Raw genomic sequence first — 17,024 nt, forward strand, 5'->3', positions numbered from 1 at the left:
GTCCAGCGAGGCTAGGGAAGCAGCGGACCGATTGAGATCATCAGGCTGTACGCCATGATGATGATGAGCGAGAACCGGAACATCCGGCGTGCCCACGCGATGTCATCCTTGGCCCGGAAGCCCTGGATGCCGATGACGATCCACCAGACGCCGACGATGCCCATCACGATCGCGTACACCCAGCCGGTGTACCCGAGGAAGGTGAGCGCGAGCGACGAGATGACGTAGGCGATCGTGTAGATGAGGATCTGCACCTTCGCTGCCGGGATCCCGTGCACCACGGTAATGACTGGCACTCCCGCACGCGCGTACTCGTCACGACGGTACACGGCGATTGAGTAGAACTCGGGCATCTGCCAGAAGAAGATCGCGAGGAAGGCAAAGATCGCCGCGGCATCGACGGCACCGGTCACGGCAACGTAGCCCGCAAAGATCGGTGCTGCGCCCGAGATGCTGCCGACGAGGGTGCCGTGCACGCTCATCCGCTTCGAAAGCATGCCGTAGAGCACCACGTAGGTGAAGAAACCGACGAGTCCGGTGACGACGACGAGCCAGTTTGTCCAGGCGACGAGGATCCCGTTACCGAGTACGAACAGCACGATCGAGAAGATCACAGCGTTTCGCACACTGATGCTGCCGGACACGGTTGCGCGCTTCTTGGTGCGCTCCATCCGGTCGTCGATGTCGCGGTCGAGGACGTTGTTCAGTACGCAGGCGGCAGCGATGACGAGCGTCGTGCCGACGATCGTGGCAAGGAACAGCGGCCAGTCAAACTCGCGGATGATGCCGGCCGCGAGCAGGAAGCCGGCTGCGGCGGTGAGGACGTTGCCGTACAGCACTCCGGGCTTGGTGAGCGAGTAATAGCGCGCGATGGTGGCGCGCACCGAGTTGCCGTCTGCCTTCGATGCAATCTTTGCGTCGGTGCCTCGGCTGCGCTCAGAGAACACGACAGCGTCTGCGTTCTCGGAAAACTCGGGCGCGGTCTCGCTCTGTCGCGCGGCGGCTTCGCGGTCGCCGCGGGCAGCCCCGGGGACGTTCGGGAGCTGCTGTTTGTCTTCAGGGGACCCACTCACGGGCATACGAATCTAGCCTTTCTCAAGCCCGCGCGACCTTTGGCTGCGGGCCTGCCGCGTGCTGTGCGGCGTGTCTGCAACGCTGGCTCTGCCAGTCGCCGTGGCCGAAGGGCCGCAGACGTCTCCTATCAAATATACCCGTTCGAAGATGTGCGCAAGCCGCTCCGAGACGTTCGAAGCTCACGCGTGGCCCGTTCAGCGGCGATTCTTGGCAGAAAGAGGTCTTACGATGGGGGTAACTATGCGCGATCCCAACGGAATGACCGGCGGCCACGGAGCCTGGCGGGCTCAGGTCGACAAGCTCGTCGGGCTTGACGGATCGCTGGCGAGCGTGTCTGATCCGACGCGGGCGAGCCACCCCGGCCTGCTGCGGCAGGCAGAGCCAGACGCGGGCGCGCCTACCCAGCTCGCGCTGCAGTTCGAACTGCGGGAGCTGATTCCGCGATCCGCTGAGAACTGGAACGGGCCGACCTCCCGAGCCCTGAAGCCAGGTAACGCGCCAGGAAGCGGGGTGTTTCGGCTGGGTACCCGCCCCGCGATGCGGACCGAGCGCGGATGGGCGAGGGGCGGGCTGACCTGGGCGAATATCGGTCACCACGGGAGTCGACTCAGCCTCGATCCCGCGCAGCAGCGCTGGTTTCGCCAGTTCCACGCACTGCACCGGGCCGCCGAGGCGATCACCTTCGGGCAAGACCCCGATTGGGTGTTCCTCGACGAATTCGCGAGTCCGGCGCTGTGGACGCTCCTCGCGCAGGCTGAGACGCACGGGATCGCGCTCGTGGGCGCGACGAAACGAGCCACCGTGCAGCTTTGCGCGGCGGCAGAGCTCACGATTGACGTGCGGGGTGAGCTCGACGGCTCCCTCACACTCGCCCCGAGGCTGCTGCTCGACGGAGCGGAAGTGCCGCTGCGCGACGGCGGGGCCGTGAGCGATCACGGGCTGTACCTCGCCGGCCGCGGGGCCGACCGGTCGGTGTGGCTCGCCCCGGTTGCTGGCACCCTCACGACCGCGGAACGAACGCTCCTCACCGCGCCGGCCCAGGCCGGGGCGATTGCGGTTCCGGTGTCCGAACGGCCAGTGTTTCTCGCCGAGGGGCTGCCCGAACTACGAGCAAGCTTTGCGGTGGAGAGCGCTGACGGGAGCGTGATCCTTCCCGCCCCGCAACCGGCACTCATCGTGCTCACCGCAGCCTGGAGGAAGGGGCCGGCACTGGCGCTGAGTTGGCAGACTGAGGGGCCGCAGGGTGCGCCGGAGGTGCCACTCGCCGATGTGCTGCCTGGTGATCTCATCGGTGACGACTTCGTGCCCGAGGGCTGGCTGGCCACGCCGCTGCCGCCGGCCACCGAGCTTCAGGGCGTGGCCGCTGCCGCGTTCCTCGGGGGCGTGGTTCCCGCACTGAATCGGGTGCCCGGCATCGAGGTGCGGGTGACGGGCGATGCGCCCGACTACCGCGAACGGAGCGGCACGCCGCACCTCAAGCTCACCGCGGTGCCGAGCGAGAAGGAGGACTGGTTCGACCTCGGTGTGCTCGTCACCGTCGACGGCACGACCGTTCCGTTCGTGCCCCTCTTCAGAGCACTCGCGAAGGGACAGCGGCGACTGCTGCTTGTCGACCACACCTACCTGCAGCTCAATCATCCGGCGTTCGCGCCGCTGGCGGCGCTCATCGCGGAAGCCCAGGATCTCGACGAGTGGAAGACCGGGCTGCGCGTGAGCCGACACCAGGTCGCGCGCTGGGCTGACTTCGAAGACCTCGCTGATGAGAGCGTCGAAGCGGTCGAATGGCGGGCGCTTGTGCGCGAGCTTGGGGAGGAGCGGCCGACGCCGGTGGCCCTGCCAGCGCAGCTCACGGCGGAGCTGCGGAGCTACCAGCTCGAAGGCTTCTACTGGCTCTCGTTCCTCTGGCGCAATCGGCTGGGCGGGATCCTCGCAGATGACATGGGCCTCGGCAAGACGCTGCAGTGCCTCGCGCTCATCGCGCACGCGATCGAGGGCAGCTCGCCGGGGGAGGGGCGCGCGGCGATCGCGCCCGAGCGCAGGCCGTTTCTCGTGGTCGCACCAACATCGGTGATGAGCAACTGGGCGGCCGAGGCGGCGAAGTTTGTGCCGGGCCTCACCGTCCGGGTGCGCACGGCAACCGAGGCGACCTCGGGGCGCAGTATCGAGCGGGACGCCGCGGAAGCCGATGTTATCGTGACGAGCTATGCGCTCTTCCGGCTCGACTTTGCCGCCTACCAGGCTGTTGCGGCGGACCCTGATCGTGGCGTCGCCGGGCTCATCCTCGACGAGGCACAGTTCGCCAAGAACGCCCTCGCGCAGGCGAACGAACTCGCCGAACGGCTTCCCGTGTCTTGGAAACTCGCGGTGACGGGGACACCGATGGAGAACTCGCTGCGCGAGCTGCACGCGCTCTGCCGCGTCGTCGCCCCCGGACTGTTTCCCTCCGCCCGCCGGTGCGAGGAGGAGTATGTCCGTGCCATCGAGCGTCCAGCGCCGGGTGCGTCGGTTGGCGTGGGCGCCGGAAGCGGGCCTGAAACCCAGGCCGGGCTGCGACGCAGGCGTACCGCCGAGCTCCGGCAGCGGCTGCGCCCGTTCCTGCTCCGCCGCACGAAGGATCTCGTAGCGTCCGAGCTGCCCGAAAAGCAGGAGCAGGTTCTCGAGATTGAGCTCGATCCCGCGCATCGCGAGCTCTACGATGTCTTTCTGCAGCGGGAACGCCAGAAGCTCTTTGGGTTGATTGCGGATCTCGACAAGCATCGCTTTACGGTGTTCCGCTCCCTCACGCTGTTGCGCATGCTCGCGCTTGACGCGTCTCTCCTCGATGAGCAATACGCGGCGATACCCTCGGCGCAACCCGAGGCGCTCGCGGAGCACGCGTCGGCGCTCGCGGGCGAGGGGCGGCGTGCGCTCGTGTTCAGCCAGTTCACGTCGTTCCTGGATCGCGCGCGTGCTCGGCTGCACGACGCAGGTGTGCGCACAGTCACGCTCGACGGTTCGACGCGCAACCGCGATGCCGTGATTGAGCGGTTCCGCGCGGGTGAGGCCGACGTGTTCCTGATCAGTCTGAAGGCAGGCGGCGTTGGGCTGAACCTCACGGAGGCTGACACGGTGTTTCTGCTCGACCCGTGGTGGAACCCCGCGAGCGAGGCACAGGCGATCGACCGAACCCATCGGATCGGGCAGGGGAAGCCAGTGCACGTGCTGCGCATGATCGCGCTCGGCACCATCGAGGAGAAAGTGCTCGAGCTGCAGCGGCGCAAGCGCGCACTCTTTGACGCGGTCATCGACGATGAAGAGCTGTTCGCGCAGGCGCTCACCGCAGACGACGTTGCGGAGCTGCTCGGGCGCGTCGAGATGACTGGCCCGAGCAGCGTGCTCGACTAGAGCTTGATCACCGCACGCCCGCGCAACCGACCTGCTTCGAGATCTGCGTATGCCTCGGCGACCTTCGCGAACGGGTAGGTGTCGATTTCGTTGCGCAGAGCGCCGGACTCAGCGAGCCGGATCACGTCGTGCGCGTCGGCGATCGTGCTGCCCTGGAACGTGAACACCTCGCCGTCGCGGGGGAGACCACCAAACCAGGGTGCGTCGAGCTTGCCGCCGCCTGCGCCGACGAGGCCGTACGAGCCGCCGGGCGCGAGTGTCGCGATACCGGCAGCGATTGTCGCGTCGAAACCGGCGAAGTCGAGCACGACCGTGGCGCCGTGCGGGCCCGTGAGCTTCGCGAGCTCGGCGGCAGTGTGCTCGTTCACGCCCTCGCTCGCGTGGTGCGCGCCGAGCTCCTCCGCAATCGCGCGGCGGTCTGGGTTCATGTCGACAGCGATGACGGTCGCTCCCGACAGTGCTCGCACGAACTGGATCGCGAAGGCACCGAGCCCTCCCGCGCCGATGATCACGGCGGTAGATCCTGCGCCGAGCTTCGGCAGCACGCGTTTGACCGCGTGGATCGCGGTCGCGCCCGCGTCGGTGAGGGGCCCAGCGGTGGCCGGGTCGAGAGTGTTGAGGGGGATGATGCCTCGCTCGGAGTCGACGAGGACGTAGGGTGCCAGCCCGCCGTCTCGGCCGTAGCCGCGGCCTGCCGCGCCGAAGACGCAGTTGTTGTCTTGGCCGCGCAAGCAGAAATCACATGCTCCGCACGAGCTCGGAGACACGAGCGCAACGGGCTGCCCTGCGGCGAGCGCCGTGACGCCGTCCCCGACCGCGGCAACGGTGCCGCCTGTCTCGTGGCCGAGGGTGAATGGCATCTGCCAGCCCAGCGCCTCTCCGTACGCCTGTGGCATCTGCTGCATGCTGAAGTCCGAGTGGCAGAGGCTTGCTCCTGCGACCTTGACTAGGATCTCGCCTGGTCCGGGGGTAGGGATGGGCACCTCCATGAAACGGGCCGGCTCTCCCCAGGCCGGAACGCGGTACGCTTGCATCGTCTGTGAAGTAGTCACTATTTGTCTCCTTTGTTCCAATCAATCGAATTCTATCAGGTGGAGTTGTGGTTCCCCGGGGCAGTATTGGCATAGACCGTGTGTCCACGCTGAGGACGAATCCGCGGCCGACCGCGCAGCTCCACTAGGTAAATCCATAACCATGTCTAGGGAAATTCTCAAGCATTGGTTTTGTTGGCCCGCACCCCTGCCGTGGGCGTGGGAACCCGGGAGGGGGCAGCGGGGGAGAACCCTGCCCACCCGTTGCGGCACGGGCGTGTGTGTGTCTACGCTGGGGGCACTGACCGACTCGTTCGTTCGCAGCGGGCGGGCCACACCTACGTTGGGAGGCCGCATGACCCAGCCGTACTACGCTCCGTACCCGCCACCCCAGGCCGTCGCGAGCACTCCGTCACGCACCGGCGCTATCACGGCACTCGTGATCGGTGCGGTGCTCCTCGTCGTCGGGCCAGTGCTGGGCGTGCTCATCGGCAGCTTCGCCATGATCCCTCCCGCCCTCGACACCGCGACACAGGTCGTGTCGGTCTCGCCCAGCGGCACCGTCGACCTCCGCCGGGGCGCATCCGTCTACCTCATGGCGCCCGAAGCTGCGACGCCAGGCATCGGTGCCGACGCGTGTGTGGCGAGCACTGAAGCTGGCACGACCCTCCCTGTCGCCGCCGCACCCTCAGGGGCGTGGACGACGAGTTTTAGTGGCGAGCGCTACCGATCCTTCGCGACGGTCACCGCGGCCGAGGCTGGGATGGTGACGATCACGTGTGCGGACGCCCGCGTACCGGTGATGACGATGCCCGCGTTCAACCCTGGGGTGCTACTTCGGCCGCTCGCCTGGTGGGCGCTCGGCGGGACCATCACCGGGGTCGTCGGCCTGGTGCTGCTCATTCTCGGGATCGTCGGCCTCGTCCGTCGTCCCAAGGCGGCAGTTGCCTAACTGCGCGGCGGGCGGCGGGAACGCATGAGTCCGATACCCCGTTGGGCACTGCGGCTCGTCAGTGCGCCCGGAAATGTCTCCTTCCAGCGGTACCGCGAGACCCCAAGCGGCGACCTCGCGGCAGTCGCCGCCGCCTGCGAGGACAGCCTCGGCCTCACACCGAATGCCTCGCAGCTTGTGGCCGCCCGCGCACTCCTCGCGGGGCACGGCGTTGAGCTGGACACTGGCGAAGGCAAGACGCTCGTCGGAGCAATTGCCGCAACCTGCCATGCGCTCCGTGGCCGACGCGTACACGTGCTCTCCGTGAACGACTATCTCGCACGCAGGGACGCGGACTGGATGGGGCCGCTGTTCGCGGCATTCGGCGTGACGGTCGCAGCCATCGGACACGACACCGCGCATGACTCGCGCCGGGCCGCGTATCGCGCTCAGGTGCTCTACGCACCAGTCACGGAGATCGGGTACGACGTGCTCCGTGACGGGATTGCCTGGGAGGCAGCCGAGCGCGTCGATCCGCTGCTCGACGTCGCGATCGTGGACGAAGCCGACGCAGTGATGATCGACGAGGCCGTTGCCCCACTTGTGCTAGCTGGAGACAGTCCGCACGCACCTCTCGACTTCAGTCGCGAAGTCGCGATTGTGCGCACGCTTCGGCAGGGAATCGACTACGAGTTCGACGACCAGCGATCCACAGCGTCCCTCACCGAGCAGGGAATCTCGCGGGCTGAGACCGCACTCCACGGGGAGAACCTCTACGCGCATGCCGACGGAGAGCAGCTCTCACGCATCAACGTCGCCCTGATGGCCGTCACGCTCGCCGAAAAAGACATCGACTACCTCGTACACGGCAACCCACAGCGCGGCGGAAGCATCCAGCTCGTCAGCGCAAGCCGAGGCCGAACCACCAAGCTCCAGCGCTGGCCCGACGGGCTTCACGCAGCCGTCGAAGCGAAAGAAGGGATCCCGCCCAGCGAACCCGGAGTCATCCTCGACTCCATGACCGTGCAAGAACTCCTCGGACGCTATCGGTCGCTCGCAGGGATGAGCGGCACCCTCCTCGCCGTGGCCTCCGAGCTGCACGAGTTCTATGGGATACACACGGGCAGGGTGCAGCCCAACCGACCGAACATCCGCAGTGACGAGCCACCCACACCGGTGCTCGATCGCGCATCGAAACAGCGAGCCATTGTCGACGCCGTCACCGCCTGCCACCGCCGGGGCCGACCGGTCCTCGTCGGCACACAGTCCGTCGCAGAGTCGGAGGCGCTCGCCGCAGCGCTCGCCGGGAGAGAAGTGCGAGCGAGTGTGCTCAATGCCCGTAACGATGCTTCGGAGGCTGCCGTTGTTGCGGGGGCGGGAGACCTGGGCGCGGTCACGATCTCCACGCAGATGTCTGGGCGCGGGACCGACATCGTGCTCGGCGGGCCCTATGGAGAGCAGCGCGACGCGGTGCTCGCGTTGGGCGGGCTCCACATCATCGCTACCTCGCTCTACCCGTCGGCGAGGCTCGACGCGCAGCTCCGCGGCCGCGCTGGCAGGCAGGGTGACCCGGGCTCCAGCCAATCGTTCGTATCTATGGAGGACGTTATCGTCGCAGAGAATGCCCCGGGCTTCCTGCGCACGCGATTGGCGAATCGCGGGCAGGCACTCACCTCCAAGCGACTCGCCGAGATCGCCGCGACGTCGCAGGGGATCGCTGAGGCAGGCCGGCTGGATCAACACCGGGCGACCTGGCGCTACAGCCAGGCGATCTCGCTGCAGCGGCACCGGGTGCTCGCCGAACGCGCGCGCATCCTCGCCGAAGGCCACGCACTGACCGCCGTCACCGACCTGGATCCGCACCTCGCGTCCAGGTTAATCGCGGAAGCGGGATCGGGAGCCGCGGCGCGCGCCAGCCGCGATGTCGCCCTGTGGCAGCTCGACGCAGCCTGGAGTGAGCATCTCGCTGTGCTCGGCGAGATCCGCGACGGGATCCACCTCCGGGCCCTCGCCGACGCGGACCCGGGTGACGCATTCCACCTTGAAGCGCTCAAGGCGTTCGACGGGTTCTTTGACGGCCTGTACAGCGCAGTCGTCGGCGAGCTTGCGCGGCTCCCGGCTCGCGACCTCGCCGCTGCGGTCACGGCTGCCGTGCACCGGCCCTCGGCGACGTGGACCTACATGCTCGTCGACAATCCGCTCGGCACCAAAACAGACCGCGCCGTGCGGGGTCTGCAGCGGATGGTGCGGCGTATGGGAGGCGCTGGTCGCGAGTAGCCCGGGGCGCCGGTAGGTTCGGGGCGACGGTAGATCTGGAAACTCCGCAAGATATGTCGAATTGCCGGGAAACCGACATGGGGAACGGAATTTCCAGATCTTCTGCCCCCCGGCGCCGGAGTTTGACAGTACAGCGCGAGCGCGTATGCTGAGTTAAAGTCACTTTGACTATAAGTCGGATTCGGGTGGCGATAATGCGCCACTGTGCGCAGCAGAACGGGGCAGGGATGCAGTACGAACGCGCTAGCGTCACCGAACGCCGCTACTTGCCGCCTGCGGTCGCGGTCTCCGTGGTGGCATTTGCCTTGCAGCCCCCGGCTGACGCGGAGTGCGCGAGTCATGCGTCCCAGACAGGTAAGGCAGGTGCAGCGCCCGCATCGCCGACGATCTGGTTGCCGCTGGTCCGCCGCACTCGAGCGCCCTTTCTCGGGCAATGGGCTCTGCCCGGCGGTCCGACGGAGTGGGACGAGACCCTCGCAGATACGGCGCTGCGCACCCTTCGCGCTGCCGCGGGCCGCGAACCCGGGCACCTCGAGCAGCTGTACTCGTTCGGCGGGGTCGAGCGCTCGGCTGAAGCGCAGCGGCTCGTGACGATCGCGTACTGGGCGCTGTACGGGGAGCACGAACTTGCCGCCGAGCCGGTTGCCGTAGCGGGGGAGCGCCCGCACTCGCATCAGCCCGCGAGCATGCCGGAGCCGCCCGAACGTCCGCGGCGCTGGGATGATCCGCCGAGCCCGCCGGGTGTCCCTGAGCAGCACGAGGACACGGCAGGCTTACTCACGCAACCGGCCGGTGAGAACGTCGCCTGGTTCTCGGCTGATCAGTTGCCAGATCTCGCGTTCGACCACGCCGAGATCATTGACCACGCGGTTTCCCGGCTGCGAGCAAAAGCCGAGTATGCCGCCGTGGCGCACCGCTTTCTCGGACCCGAATTCACTCTCGGTCGTCTGCGCTCGGTCACTGAGGCGGTCCTCGGGCAGACCGTCGACCCCGCGAACTTCCGCCGCCAAGCGCTCGCCCGCGGGGGCCTCGTCGACACGGGCAAGGTCGAGTCCGGCGGCGCCCACCGACCCGCGAGGCTGTACCGCTTCAGCGAGACCACACCACTCAACGCATCACTCCCAACGAACGCGAGGAACACCCAATGACCAGCGTGCACGAACTCATCCGGGGCGCTGCCGCCCGTGAAGCGGCCGAGCGTCAGGCCGCTCCGGGATCCGGCCCCGCAGCATCTCGCCCGGCTGGCCGCCCGACCGTGCCCCCGCACCGCCGCCCCATCGCGCTCACCGCGACGACGGCTGCGGGCAGCGAGCTCTCCACCTGCGGCACTGAACTCGCGGACGACCCCTGGGCCATCGACACCGCGCCCGGCTACGGCCCCGGAGCTTCCGTCGCAGACGAGATCCCGCGCTCGGCCCCGCGGCAGGGCCCGCTGCCCGCGCGCTACACCGACGCGAGCGACGAGCAGCTCGACGAGTGGATCGTCGCCGCGAAGGAGGAGCTCGGTGAGCGGGTGCGGATCCTCGGCCACTTCTACCAGCGCGATGAGATCGTGAAGTACGCGGATTTCGTCGGTGATTCCTTCATGCTCGCGCAGGCCGCGAAGCAGCACCCCGAGGCAGAGTCGTTCGTGTTCTGCGGCGTGCACTTCATGGCCGAGACCGCCGATATTCTCTCGGGGCCCGAGCAGTCGGTGATCCTGCCGAACCTCGCCGCGGGCTGCTCGATGGCCGATATGGCGACGATCGAGCAGGTCGAGGCGTGCTGGCGCGAGCTCACGAGCGTGCTCGGCGTCGACGGCAGCATGGCCGCGGTCGACGGCGGGCTGCAGCCGGTGATCCCGGTCACCTACATGAACTCCTCGGCCGCGATCAAGGCGTTCTGTGGCCGCAATGGCGGCATCGTCTGCACCTCATCGAACGCGAAGACCGTGCTCGAGTGGGCGTTCGAGCGCGGCCAGCGCGTCGTGTTCTTCCCCGACCAGCACCTCGGGCGCAACACCGCGAAGGCGATGGGCATCACCGAAGCCGAGATGCCGCTGTGGCGCCCGCACCTCGCCCTCGGCGGCAACACCGCCGCGCAGCTACATGACTCGAAGGTGATCCTGTGGAACGGCTTCTGCTCCGTGCACAAGCGCTTCACGGTCGCGCAGATCGACAAGGCCCGCGTCGATTTCCCGGGCGTGCGCGTCATCGTGCACCCCGAGTGCCCGGCGCCGGTTGTTGAGGCGGCCGATGGTGCCGGCTCGACCGAGTACATTCGCAAGGAGGTGGAGGCCGCGGCCCCCGGATCGGTGCTCGCGATCGGCACCGAGATCAACCTCGTGAATCGGCTCCAGCAGCAGCGCCCCGACCTCACGATCTTCTGCCTCGACCCGGTGGTCTGCCCGTGCTCGACGATGTACCGCATCCACCCCGCGTACCTCGCGTGGACGCTCGAGTCGCTGCTCGCGGGCGAGACGCCGAACCAGATCAGGGTCTCCGAAGTCGTCGCGGGGGACTCGCGCATCGCGCTCGAGCGGATGCTTGCGGCGAAGCCGTGATCCTCGTCATTGGGGCGGGCGTCGCCGGGCTGTCGGCCGCGCTTGCCGCGGTCGCGGCCGGGGCAGAGGTCGAACTGGTGACACCGGGAACGTTGGCGACACCTGGCGGGCTGGCCGGTGGCAACACGGCGATGGCGCAGGGCGGCGTCGCCGCTGCCGTGGGCCCGGGCGACACCGCGGCCGCTCACCTCGCCGACACCCTGGTCGCCGGAGCAGGTCTTGTTGATGAGTCAGCGGCCCGCGTGCTCACCGAAGACGGGGCCCGCATCATGCGGGAGTTGCTCGCGGCCGGACTCCCGGTGGATCGCGGCCCCGACGGTGCGCCGCTGCTCGGCCTCGAGGGGGCACACGGCGTCGCTCGGATCCTCCACTCCGGCGGCGACCGCACCGGTGCCGCGCTGCACGCCTTCCTCGCCGAGCAGGCACTCGCGGCGGTGGCAGGTGGCGCGCTGCGGATCACTGAGCACACCCGGGCGGAAGCTTTGCTGCTGCGAGGCGGGGCAGTGATCGGCGTCGAGCTACGTGAGGCGGCGACTGGTGCGAGTAATAGCGCGCACACCGATGAGGCCGCAGGTTCGTTCGAACGGCTTGCCGACGCCGTGATTCTTGCGACCGGCGGCTATGCCGCGCTGTTCCCGCGTCACACCAACCACGCTGGCTCGCGCGGCGAAGGCATTGTGCTCGCCGCCCGCGCGGGAGCCCTGCTCGCTGACCTTGAGTTCGTGCAGTTTCACCCGACGGCGTTGCCCTCCGGCGAGCTCGTCTCGGAGGCCGTGCGCGGCGCGGGCGCGGTGCTGCTCGACAGCGGTGGCAACCGCTTCATGCTGCATCGACACCCGCTCGCAGAGCTCGCCCCGCGCGACGTCGTGTCACGGGAGATCCACCGGGAGCTCGAGCGGTCGCGCGCCGCGGGTAGCGGCCCCGGGAGCTCCGACGCCGGAACTGCCGACACGGGGAATGCCGACACCGGCACTGCGGACACAGTGTGGCTCGACGCAACCGGCATCGAACGTGAGGGCGGCCCGGGTGCGCTCCAACGACGCTTCCCCGCCATCTCTGAAGCTGTGACCGCGAACGGGTTCGACTGGACACGCGACCCAATCCCGGTCGCGCCCGCCGCCCACTACACAATGGGTGGCGTCGCGAGCGACCTCGACGGACGCAGCAGCGTGCCGGGCCTCTTCGTCGCCGGAGAGGTTGCCTCCACCGGCGTGCACGGAGCCAACCGGCTCGCCTCGAATTCGCTGCTCGAGGGCCTCGTATTCGGGGAGTGCTCGGGCCGTGCCGCGGCTGACTACGCTGCCGCCGGCGAGTCTCGCTGGGCGCCCGGCGCTTCCTTGACTGCGCTCGCACAGATCGCGGTCGACGTGACGCTTGCGGAGGTCGGGGCGTCCAAGGGCTCGGCAGACGCAGCGGGCGATTCCGCAGACGCAAACGCAAGCTCCGCGCTCAGCTCGACCGCCACGGCCGCCGAGATCTCGGCGGCGATAGAAGCAGGCCTTGGCATTGTCCGCGACGAAGAAGGCCTGCGCGCAGCGGCCGCCGTCTTCGCACGCGGCATAGGATCGCAGGCTGATCTCGCAGGGCTCCTCTGCGCGGCCGCGCTCGCCAGGCGCGAGTCGCGCGGCGCGCACCAACGCCGGGACTTCCCGCAGAGTGATCCAGCGCTCGCGAGGCGCTCGGCGGTCCGCGTGGTGCCAGCTGCGGCCGCGGGCCGCGCCGCTGGAAGTACCGCCTCCGCAAGCCCCGCCTGCGCAAGCCCTGCCTTCGCAAGCCCTGCCACTGCCAGCACTGCCGCGTGAGCTGATCCACAGCCCCTCCTGCGCCCCGCGCTTCCCCAGACACCCTCACAGAAGGAGCCGCCCCGTGCTCACCCCACAGATCATCACCGATGTCGTCGCACGCGCGCTCGCGGAGGACGCCCCCTGGGGTGACCTCACGGTCGAGCTCGCGATTCCCGAAACCGCGACGGTGGCGACGCGCGTCGTCGCCCGCGAAGCCGGGGTGTTTGCGGGTGGACCGCTCATCGCCGAGACGTTCCGGCAGGTGGATCCCCGGATCGCTGTCACCGAGCTCGTTCCCGAGGGCACGGCGTTCGGCGTCGGCGACGTGCTCGCCCACATCGCGGGGCCCGCGCGCGGCGTGCTCACGGGGGAGCGGGTCGCGTTGAACTTCAGCCAGCGCATGAGCGGCATCGCGACACTGACGGCGCGCTTCGTCGCCCTCGTCGCGCACACGAACGCGCGGATCGCCGACACCCGCAAGACGACCCCGGGCCTCAGGGCGCTCGAGAAGCACGCGGTCGCCGCGGGCGGGGGATCGAATCACCGCTTCGGCCTCTCCGACACGATCATGATCAAGGACAACCACCTCGTGGCCCTCGGCGCGGTCGACGCGGCATCGACGACGGCAGCACTGCGGGGCCTGCGCGAGCGCGCGGGGCACACGACGTCGATCATCGTCGAGGTGGATCGCGTCGACCAGATCGAACCCGTGCTCGCCGCCCGGCCCACTGGTGTGCTGCTCGATAACTTCTCGCTCCCGGAGTTGCGGGAGGGCGTCGCACTCATCGGGGATCGCGCGATCGCGGAGGCGAGCGGCGGCGTGAACCTCGACACGGTCGCGGGCATCGCGGAGACCGGCGTCGACGTCATCTCCGTCGGCCTGCTCACCCACGGCGCGCGTGCGCTTGACCTCGGGCTCGACGCGGAATGAGTAGCAGCCACTACCTCGACGCGGCCGCGACGGCCCCGCTGCGGCCGGAGGCGCGCGCCGCGATGCTCGCTGTGTGGGAAGCGGGCCAGGCGAACGCGTCGAGCGTGCACGGGCCAGGCTTCCGCGCCCGCGAGACTGTCGAGCGCGCCCGCGAGCAGGTCGCTCTGGCCGTCGGTGCCCGGCCGGGGGAGATCGTCTTCACCTCGGGCGGAACGGAGGCCAACACGCTCGCGATCGTCGGCCTCGCGCTCGCGAACCCGCGCGGCAGGCACATCGTGACGACAGCTATCGAGCACTCCTCCGTGCTCGAGTCTGCGCGCTACCTCGAGCGGGTGTTCGGCTTCGAGCTCACGGTGGTGCCGGTTGACGGCGCGGGCGTTGTTGATCAGGTTGCTGCCGTGGCCGCGCTTCGCCCGAACACGACGCTACTCTCGATCGGGCTCGCGAACGGCGAGATCGGCACGGTGCAGCAGCTCGCGGAGCTCGCTGCGCGGGCCCGCGCACTCGGCGTGCTCGTCCACACCGACGCCGTGCAGGCCGCAGCAACGCTGCCCGTCTCGTTCGCTTCGTCGCCTGAGAGCTGGCCCGGCGACGCGGTCGATGCGCTGACGCTCGCCTCACACAAGTTCGGCGGCCCACAGGGCGTCGGCGCGCTGCTCGTGCGGGCGCACCTGCCGATCGAGGCAGTGATCCACGGCGGCGGGCAGGAGCGCGGGGCCCGCTCGGGTACGGAGAACGTCGCCGGCATCGCGGGCTTCGCCGCCGCCGTGACTGCGACGGTGCGGGGGATCGGCGAGCGCGCGCTCGCACTCATGCAGAGCCGCGATGCGCTCGTGGCGCGTATCCTCGCGGAGGTGCCGGGGGCCGCGCTCACTGGACATGCGAGCGAGCGGCTCCCCGGTCACGCCTCGTTCACGGTTGCCGGCGTCAGCGGGGAGTCGCTGCTCGTTGCCCTCGACACCGCGGGGTTTGCCGTGTCGTCGGGCTCGGCCTGCGCCGCGGGCCAGTCCGAGCCGTCGCCGGTGCTGCTGGCGCTCAGCATCGATCCAGAACTGGCGCAGACCGCGCTGCGGTTTACGCTTCCCGCACCGCTGCCCGCCGAGTCGATTGCGCGGGTCGTTGCGGTGCTGCGCGGCGAGGCGGAGCGAGCTGGCCGGCAAGCATCGCCGCGAGCGCAACCCCGAAGCCCAGCAGCTGCAGCGGAGCAAGCGACTCGCCCGCAATGAGGACGCCCAGCAGCGCCGCCACGAGCGGTGAGAGCAGCCCGAGCAGTGCCGTCGAGGTGACGGGGAGCTGCCGGATGCCGGCGAACCAGATCGTGTAGCTCACGAGCGCGCCGAGCACCCCGAGCCAGAGATATCCCAGCACGGCCGCGCCGTCGATGCCCGCGGGCACGCCGTCGACGACGAGCGCTGGCGCGAGCAGCACGAGGCCGGCCGCCGTGAGCTGCCAGCCGGCGAGACTCATTGCGGAGACCCCCTCGGGGCGGCCCCAGCGCTTGGTGAGCACGACGCCGACCCCCATCGAGGCTGCGCCCGCGAGCCCGGCGGCAAGGCCGAGCGGGCTGAACGCCGCGCTCGGGCCGAGCACGACGAGGGCGACCCCTGCGACGCCGACGAGGCCCCAGAGGATCCGCCACCCCGAGAGTTTCTCGCCGAGGATCCACACCGCGAGAAACGCGACGACGATGGGCTGCGCAGCGCCCAGGGTTGCGGCGACGCCGCCCGGGAGGTGCTGCGCGGAGAGGAACAGCAGCGGGAAGAAGGCGGCCATGTTCAGGGTGCCGAGTACGAGGCTTTTCCACCACCAGGAGCCGCGCGGCAGCGTGCGCGTGATGGCGAGCGCGACGAGGCCCGCGGGGAGCGCGCGCATGAGCGCGGCGAACAGCGGGTGCCCCTCGGGGAGGAGCTGCGTAGTGACGACGTAGGTGGTGCCCCAGATTGCCGGGGCGAGGGCGGTAAGCGCGATGCTGCCCGCGCGGTTTGAAGATCCATTCACGCTTCAATCGTCGATCCCGCGCTACCAATCAGTCCAACACATTGTTGTCAGGGCATCTATGAACTGTGATCATAGAACGATGGAGCTTCAACAGATGCGCTACGTCGTCGCGGTCGCCGAGACCGGCAATTTCACCCGCGCCGCCGAGCGCTGCCGCGTTGTCCAATCGGCGCTGAGCCACCAGATCAAGGCGCTCGAACGCGAGCTTGGGCTCACGCTCTTCGCGCGCACGAGCCGCCGCGTCGAACTCACCGCCGCGGGTGAGGCCTTTCTCCCCGCAGCACGGGCCAGCCTGGCCGCCGCCGAGCGGGCGAAGGCCGAGGCCGCTGCTGCGACGGGGGAAGTGCGCGGCACGCTCGAGGTGGGCCTCATCCCGACGGTGACCGCCGTCGACGTGCCCGCGGCGCTTGCTGCGTTTCACCGCGCGCACCCGGCCGTGCGGATCTCGCTGCGCGGCGGCGGGTCCGACACGTTTATGACGGCGATCGCGGCGGGCACGCTCGATGTCGCGGTGCTCGGGCTGCCGGAGGGGGCTCCGGTGACGGGTGTCGCCTCGCGCGAGCTCGCCCGAGAGAAGCTTGTCGCCGTCGTGCCCGAGGGGCACGCGCTTGCGGGAGGCCCTGGTGGTGGCGCCCCCGCTATCACGCTTGCTGCGCTCGCGGCGCACGTCGAGGGCGGCGGGGCGACGTTTGCGGATTTCCCGGCTGGCACCCCCGGTCGTGAGCAGTCCGACCTTGCCTTTGCCCGGGCCCGGGTGCAGCGTGAAGTCGCGTTTGAGGCGCTCGACGTTGCGTTGCTCCTCGACCTCGTCCGTGCAGGGCTAGTGGTGACGATCCTTCCTCGGGGGCTTGTCGCCGGCGAGCCGGGCGTGCGCGCAGTGGCCCTTGGTGGCGGGCCGACTCGGGTGTCGTACCTTGCGTGGAGCGCGTTCAATCCGTCGCCCGCGGCGCTCGCGCTGCTCGGCGTTCTCGCGCTGGACAGCGAGCCGCAGGGTGTCGCGAACGGCGCCCGGGATGTAAAGCGTGTTTGACGTAAAGTGAGCTTGTCTGTAAAGTTTGCTGTACGTCGCGCA

The 17,024-nt window shown here is 69.1% G+C and carries 11 protein-coding genes and 1 pseudogene; 9 read left to right on the forward strand and 3 right to left on the reverse strand.

Annotation, left to right across the window (positions count from 1 at the left end):
• Positions 1 to 11 precede the first annotated feature (11 nt).
• The gene (cyoE, locus tag AUL38_RS10440) at positions 12 to 1,073 is read right to left on the reverse strand and encodes a heme o synthase (RefSeq protein WP_161937433.1); all 1,062 of its coding nucleotides are present in this window, start codon (positions 1,071 to 1,073) and stop codon (positions 12 to 14) included.
• Between the two features lie 241 nt (positions 1,074 to 1,314).
• Between cyoE and AUL38_RS10445 the strand changes: the two genes are divergently transcribed.
• Positions 1,315 to 4,458, forward strand: a complete 3,144-nt coding sequence (locus tag AUL38_RS10445; protein ID WP_059061874.1) for a DEAD/DEAH box helicase — start codon at positions 1,315 to 1,317, stop codon at positions 4,456 to 4,458.
• On the opposite strand, the gene AUL38_RS10450 is transcribed toward AUL38_RS10445, so the two are convergent.
• Positions 4,455 to 5,510, reverse strand: coding sequence for an NAD(P)-dependent alcohol dehydrogenase (locus tag AUL38_RS10450; protein WP_201023733.1), 1,056 nt, complete (start codon positions 5,508 to 5,510; stop codon positions 4,455 to 4,457). The genes AUL38_RS10445 and AUL38_RS10450 overlap by 4 nt on opposite strands.
• A 334-nt stretch (positions 5,511 to 5,844) precedes the next feature.
• Between AUL38_RS10450 and AUL38_RS10455 the strand changes: the two genes are divergently transcribed.
• The 7 genes from AUL38_RS10455 (at position 5,845) to AUL38_RS10485 (ending at position 15,180) form a co-directional block, all read left to right on the forward strand.
• Positions 5,845 to 6,441, forward strand: coding sequence for a hypothetical protein (locus tag AUL38_RS10455; protein ID WP_059061877.1), 597 nt, complete (start codon positions 5,845 to 5,847; stop codon positions 6,439 to 6,441).
• 24 nt (positions 6,442 to 6,465) lie between these two features.
• Positions 6,466 to 8,697, forward strand: coding sequence for an accessory Sec system translocase SecA2 (secA2, locus tag AUL38_RS10460; protein ID WP_059061879.1), 2,232 nt, complete (start codon positions 6,466 to 6,468; stop codon positions 8,695 to 8,697).
• 227 nt (positions 8,698 to 8,924) lie between these two features.
• Positions 8,925 to 9,845, forward strand: coding sequence for an NUDIX domain-containing protein (locus AUL38_RS10465; RefSeq protein ID WP_059061881.1), 921 nt, complete (start codon positions 8,925 to 8,927; stop codon positions 9,843 to 9,845).
• On the forward strand, positions 9,842 to 11,239 hold the full coding sequence (gene nadA, locus AUL38_RS10470) for a quinolinate synthase NadA (protein WP_083506786.1): 1,398 nt from the start codon (positions 9,842 to 9,844) through the stop codon (positions 11,237 to 11,239). Before AUL38_RS10465 ends, nadA begins: the two co-directional genes overlap by 4 nt.
• On the forward strand, positions 11,236 to 13,041 hold the full coding sequence (locus tag AUL38_RS10475) for an L-aspartate oxidase (protein WP_059061884.1): 1,806 nt from the start codon (positions 11,236 to 11,238) through the stop codon (positions 13,039 to 13,041). The genes nadA and AUL38_RS10475 overlap by 4 nt, the downstream gene beginning before the upstream one ends.
• 64 nt (positions 13,042 to 13,105) lie before the next feature.
• Positions 13,106 to 13,954, forward strand: coding sequence for a carboxylating nicotinate-nucleotide diphosphorylase (gene nadC, locus AUL38_RS10480; protein ID WP_059061900.1), 849 nt, complete (start codon positions 13,106 to 13,108; stop codon positions 13,952 to 13,954).
• A complete protein-coding gene (locus AUL38_RS10485) occupies positions 13,951 to 15,180 on the forward strand; it encodes a cysteine desulfurase family protein (RefSeq protein WP_083506787.1) in 1,230 nt (409 codons plus the stop codon). The genes nadC and AUL38_RS10485 overlap by 4 nt, the downstream gene beginning before the upstream one ends.
• Here AUL38_RS10485 and AUL38_RS16885 read toward each other — a convergent pair.
• A pseudogene (locus AUL38_RS16885) lies at positions 15,173 to 15,952 on the reverse strand (EamA family transporter); the annotation flags it as partial. The gene AUL38_RS10485 and the pseudogene AUL38_RS16885 overlap by 8 nt on opposite strands.
• A 79-nt stretch (positions 15,953 to 16,031) precedes the next feature.
• Between AUL38_RS16885 and AUL38_RS10495 the strand changes: the two are divergent.
• The gene (locus tag AUL38_RS10495; RefSeq protein ID WP_059061905.1) at positions 16,032 to 16,982 is read left to right on the forward strand and encodes a LysR substrate-binding domain-containing protein; all 951 of its coding nucleotides are present in this window, start codon (positions 16,032 to 16,034) and stop codon (positions 16,980 to 16,982) included.
• Positions 16,983 to 17,024: the final 42 nt, after the last annotated feature.

This window comes from Leucobacter sp. G161, assembly GCF_001482305.1.
Taxonomy (GTDB): Bacteria; Actinomycetota; Actinomycetes; order Actinomycetales; family Microbacteriaceae; genus Leucobacter.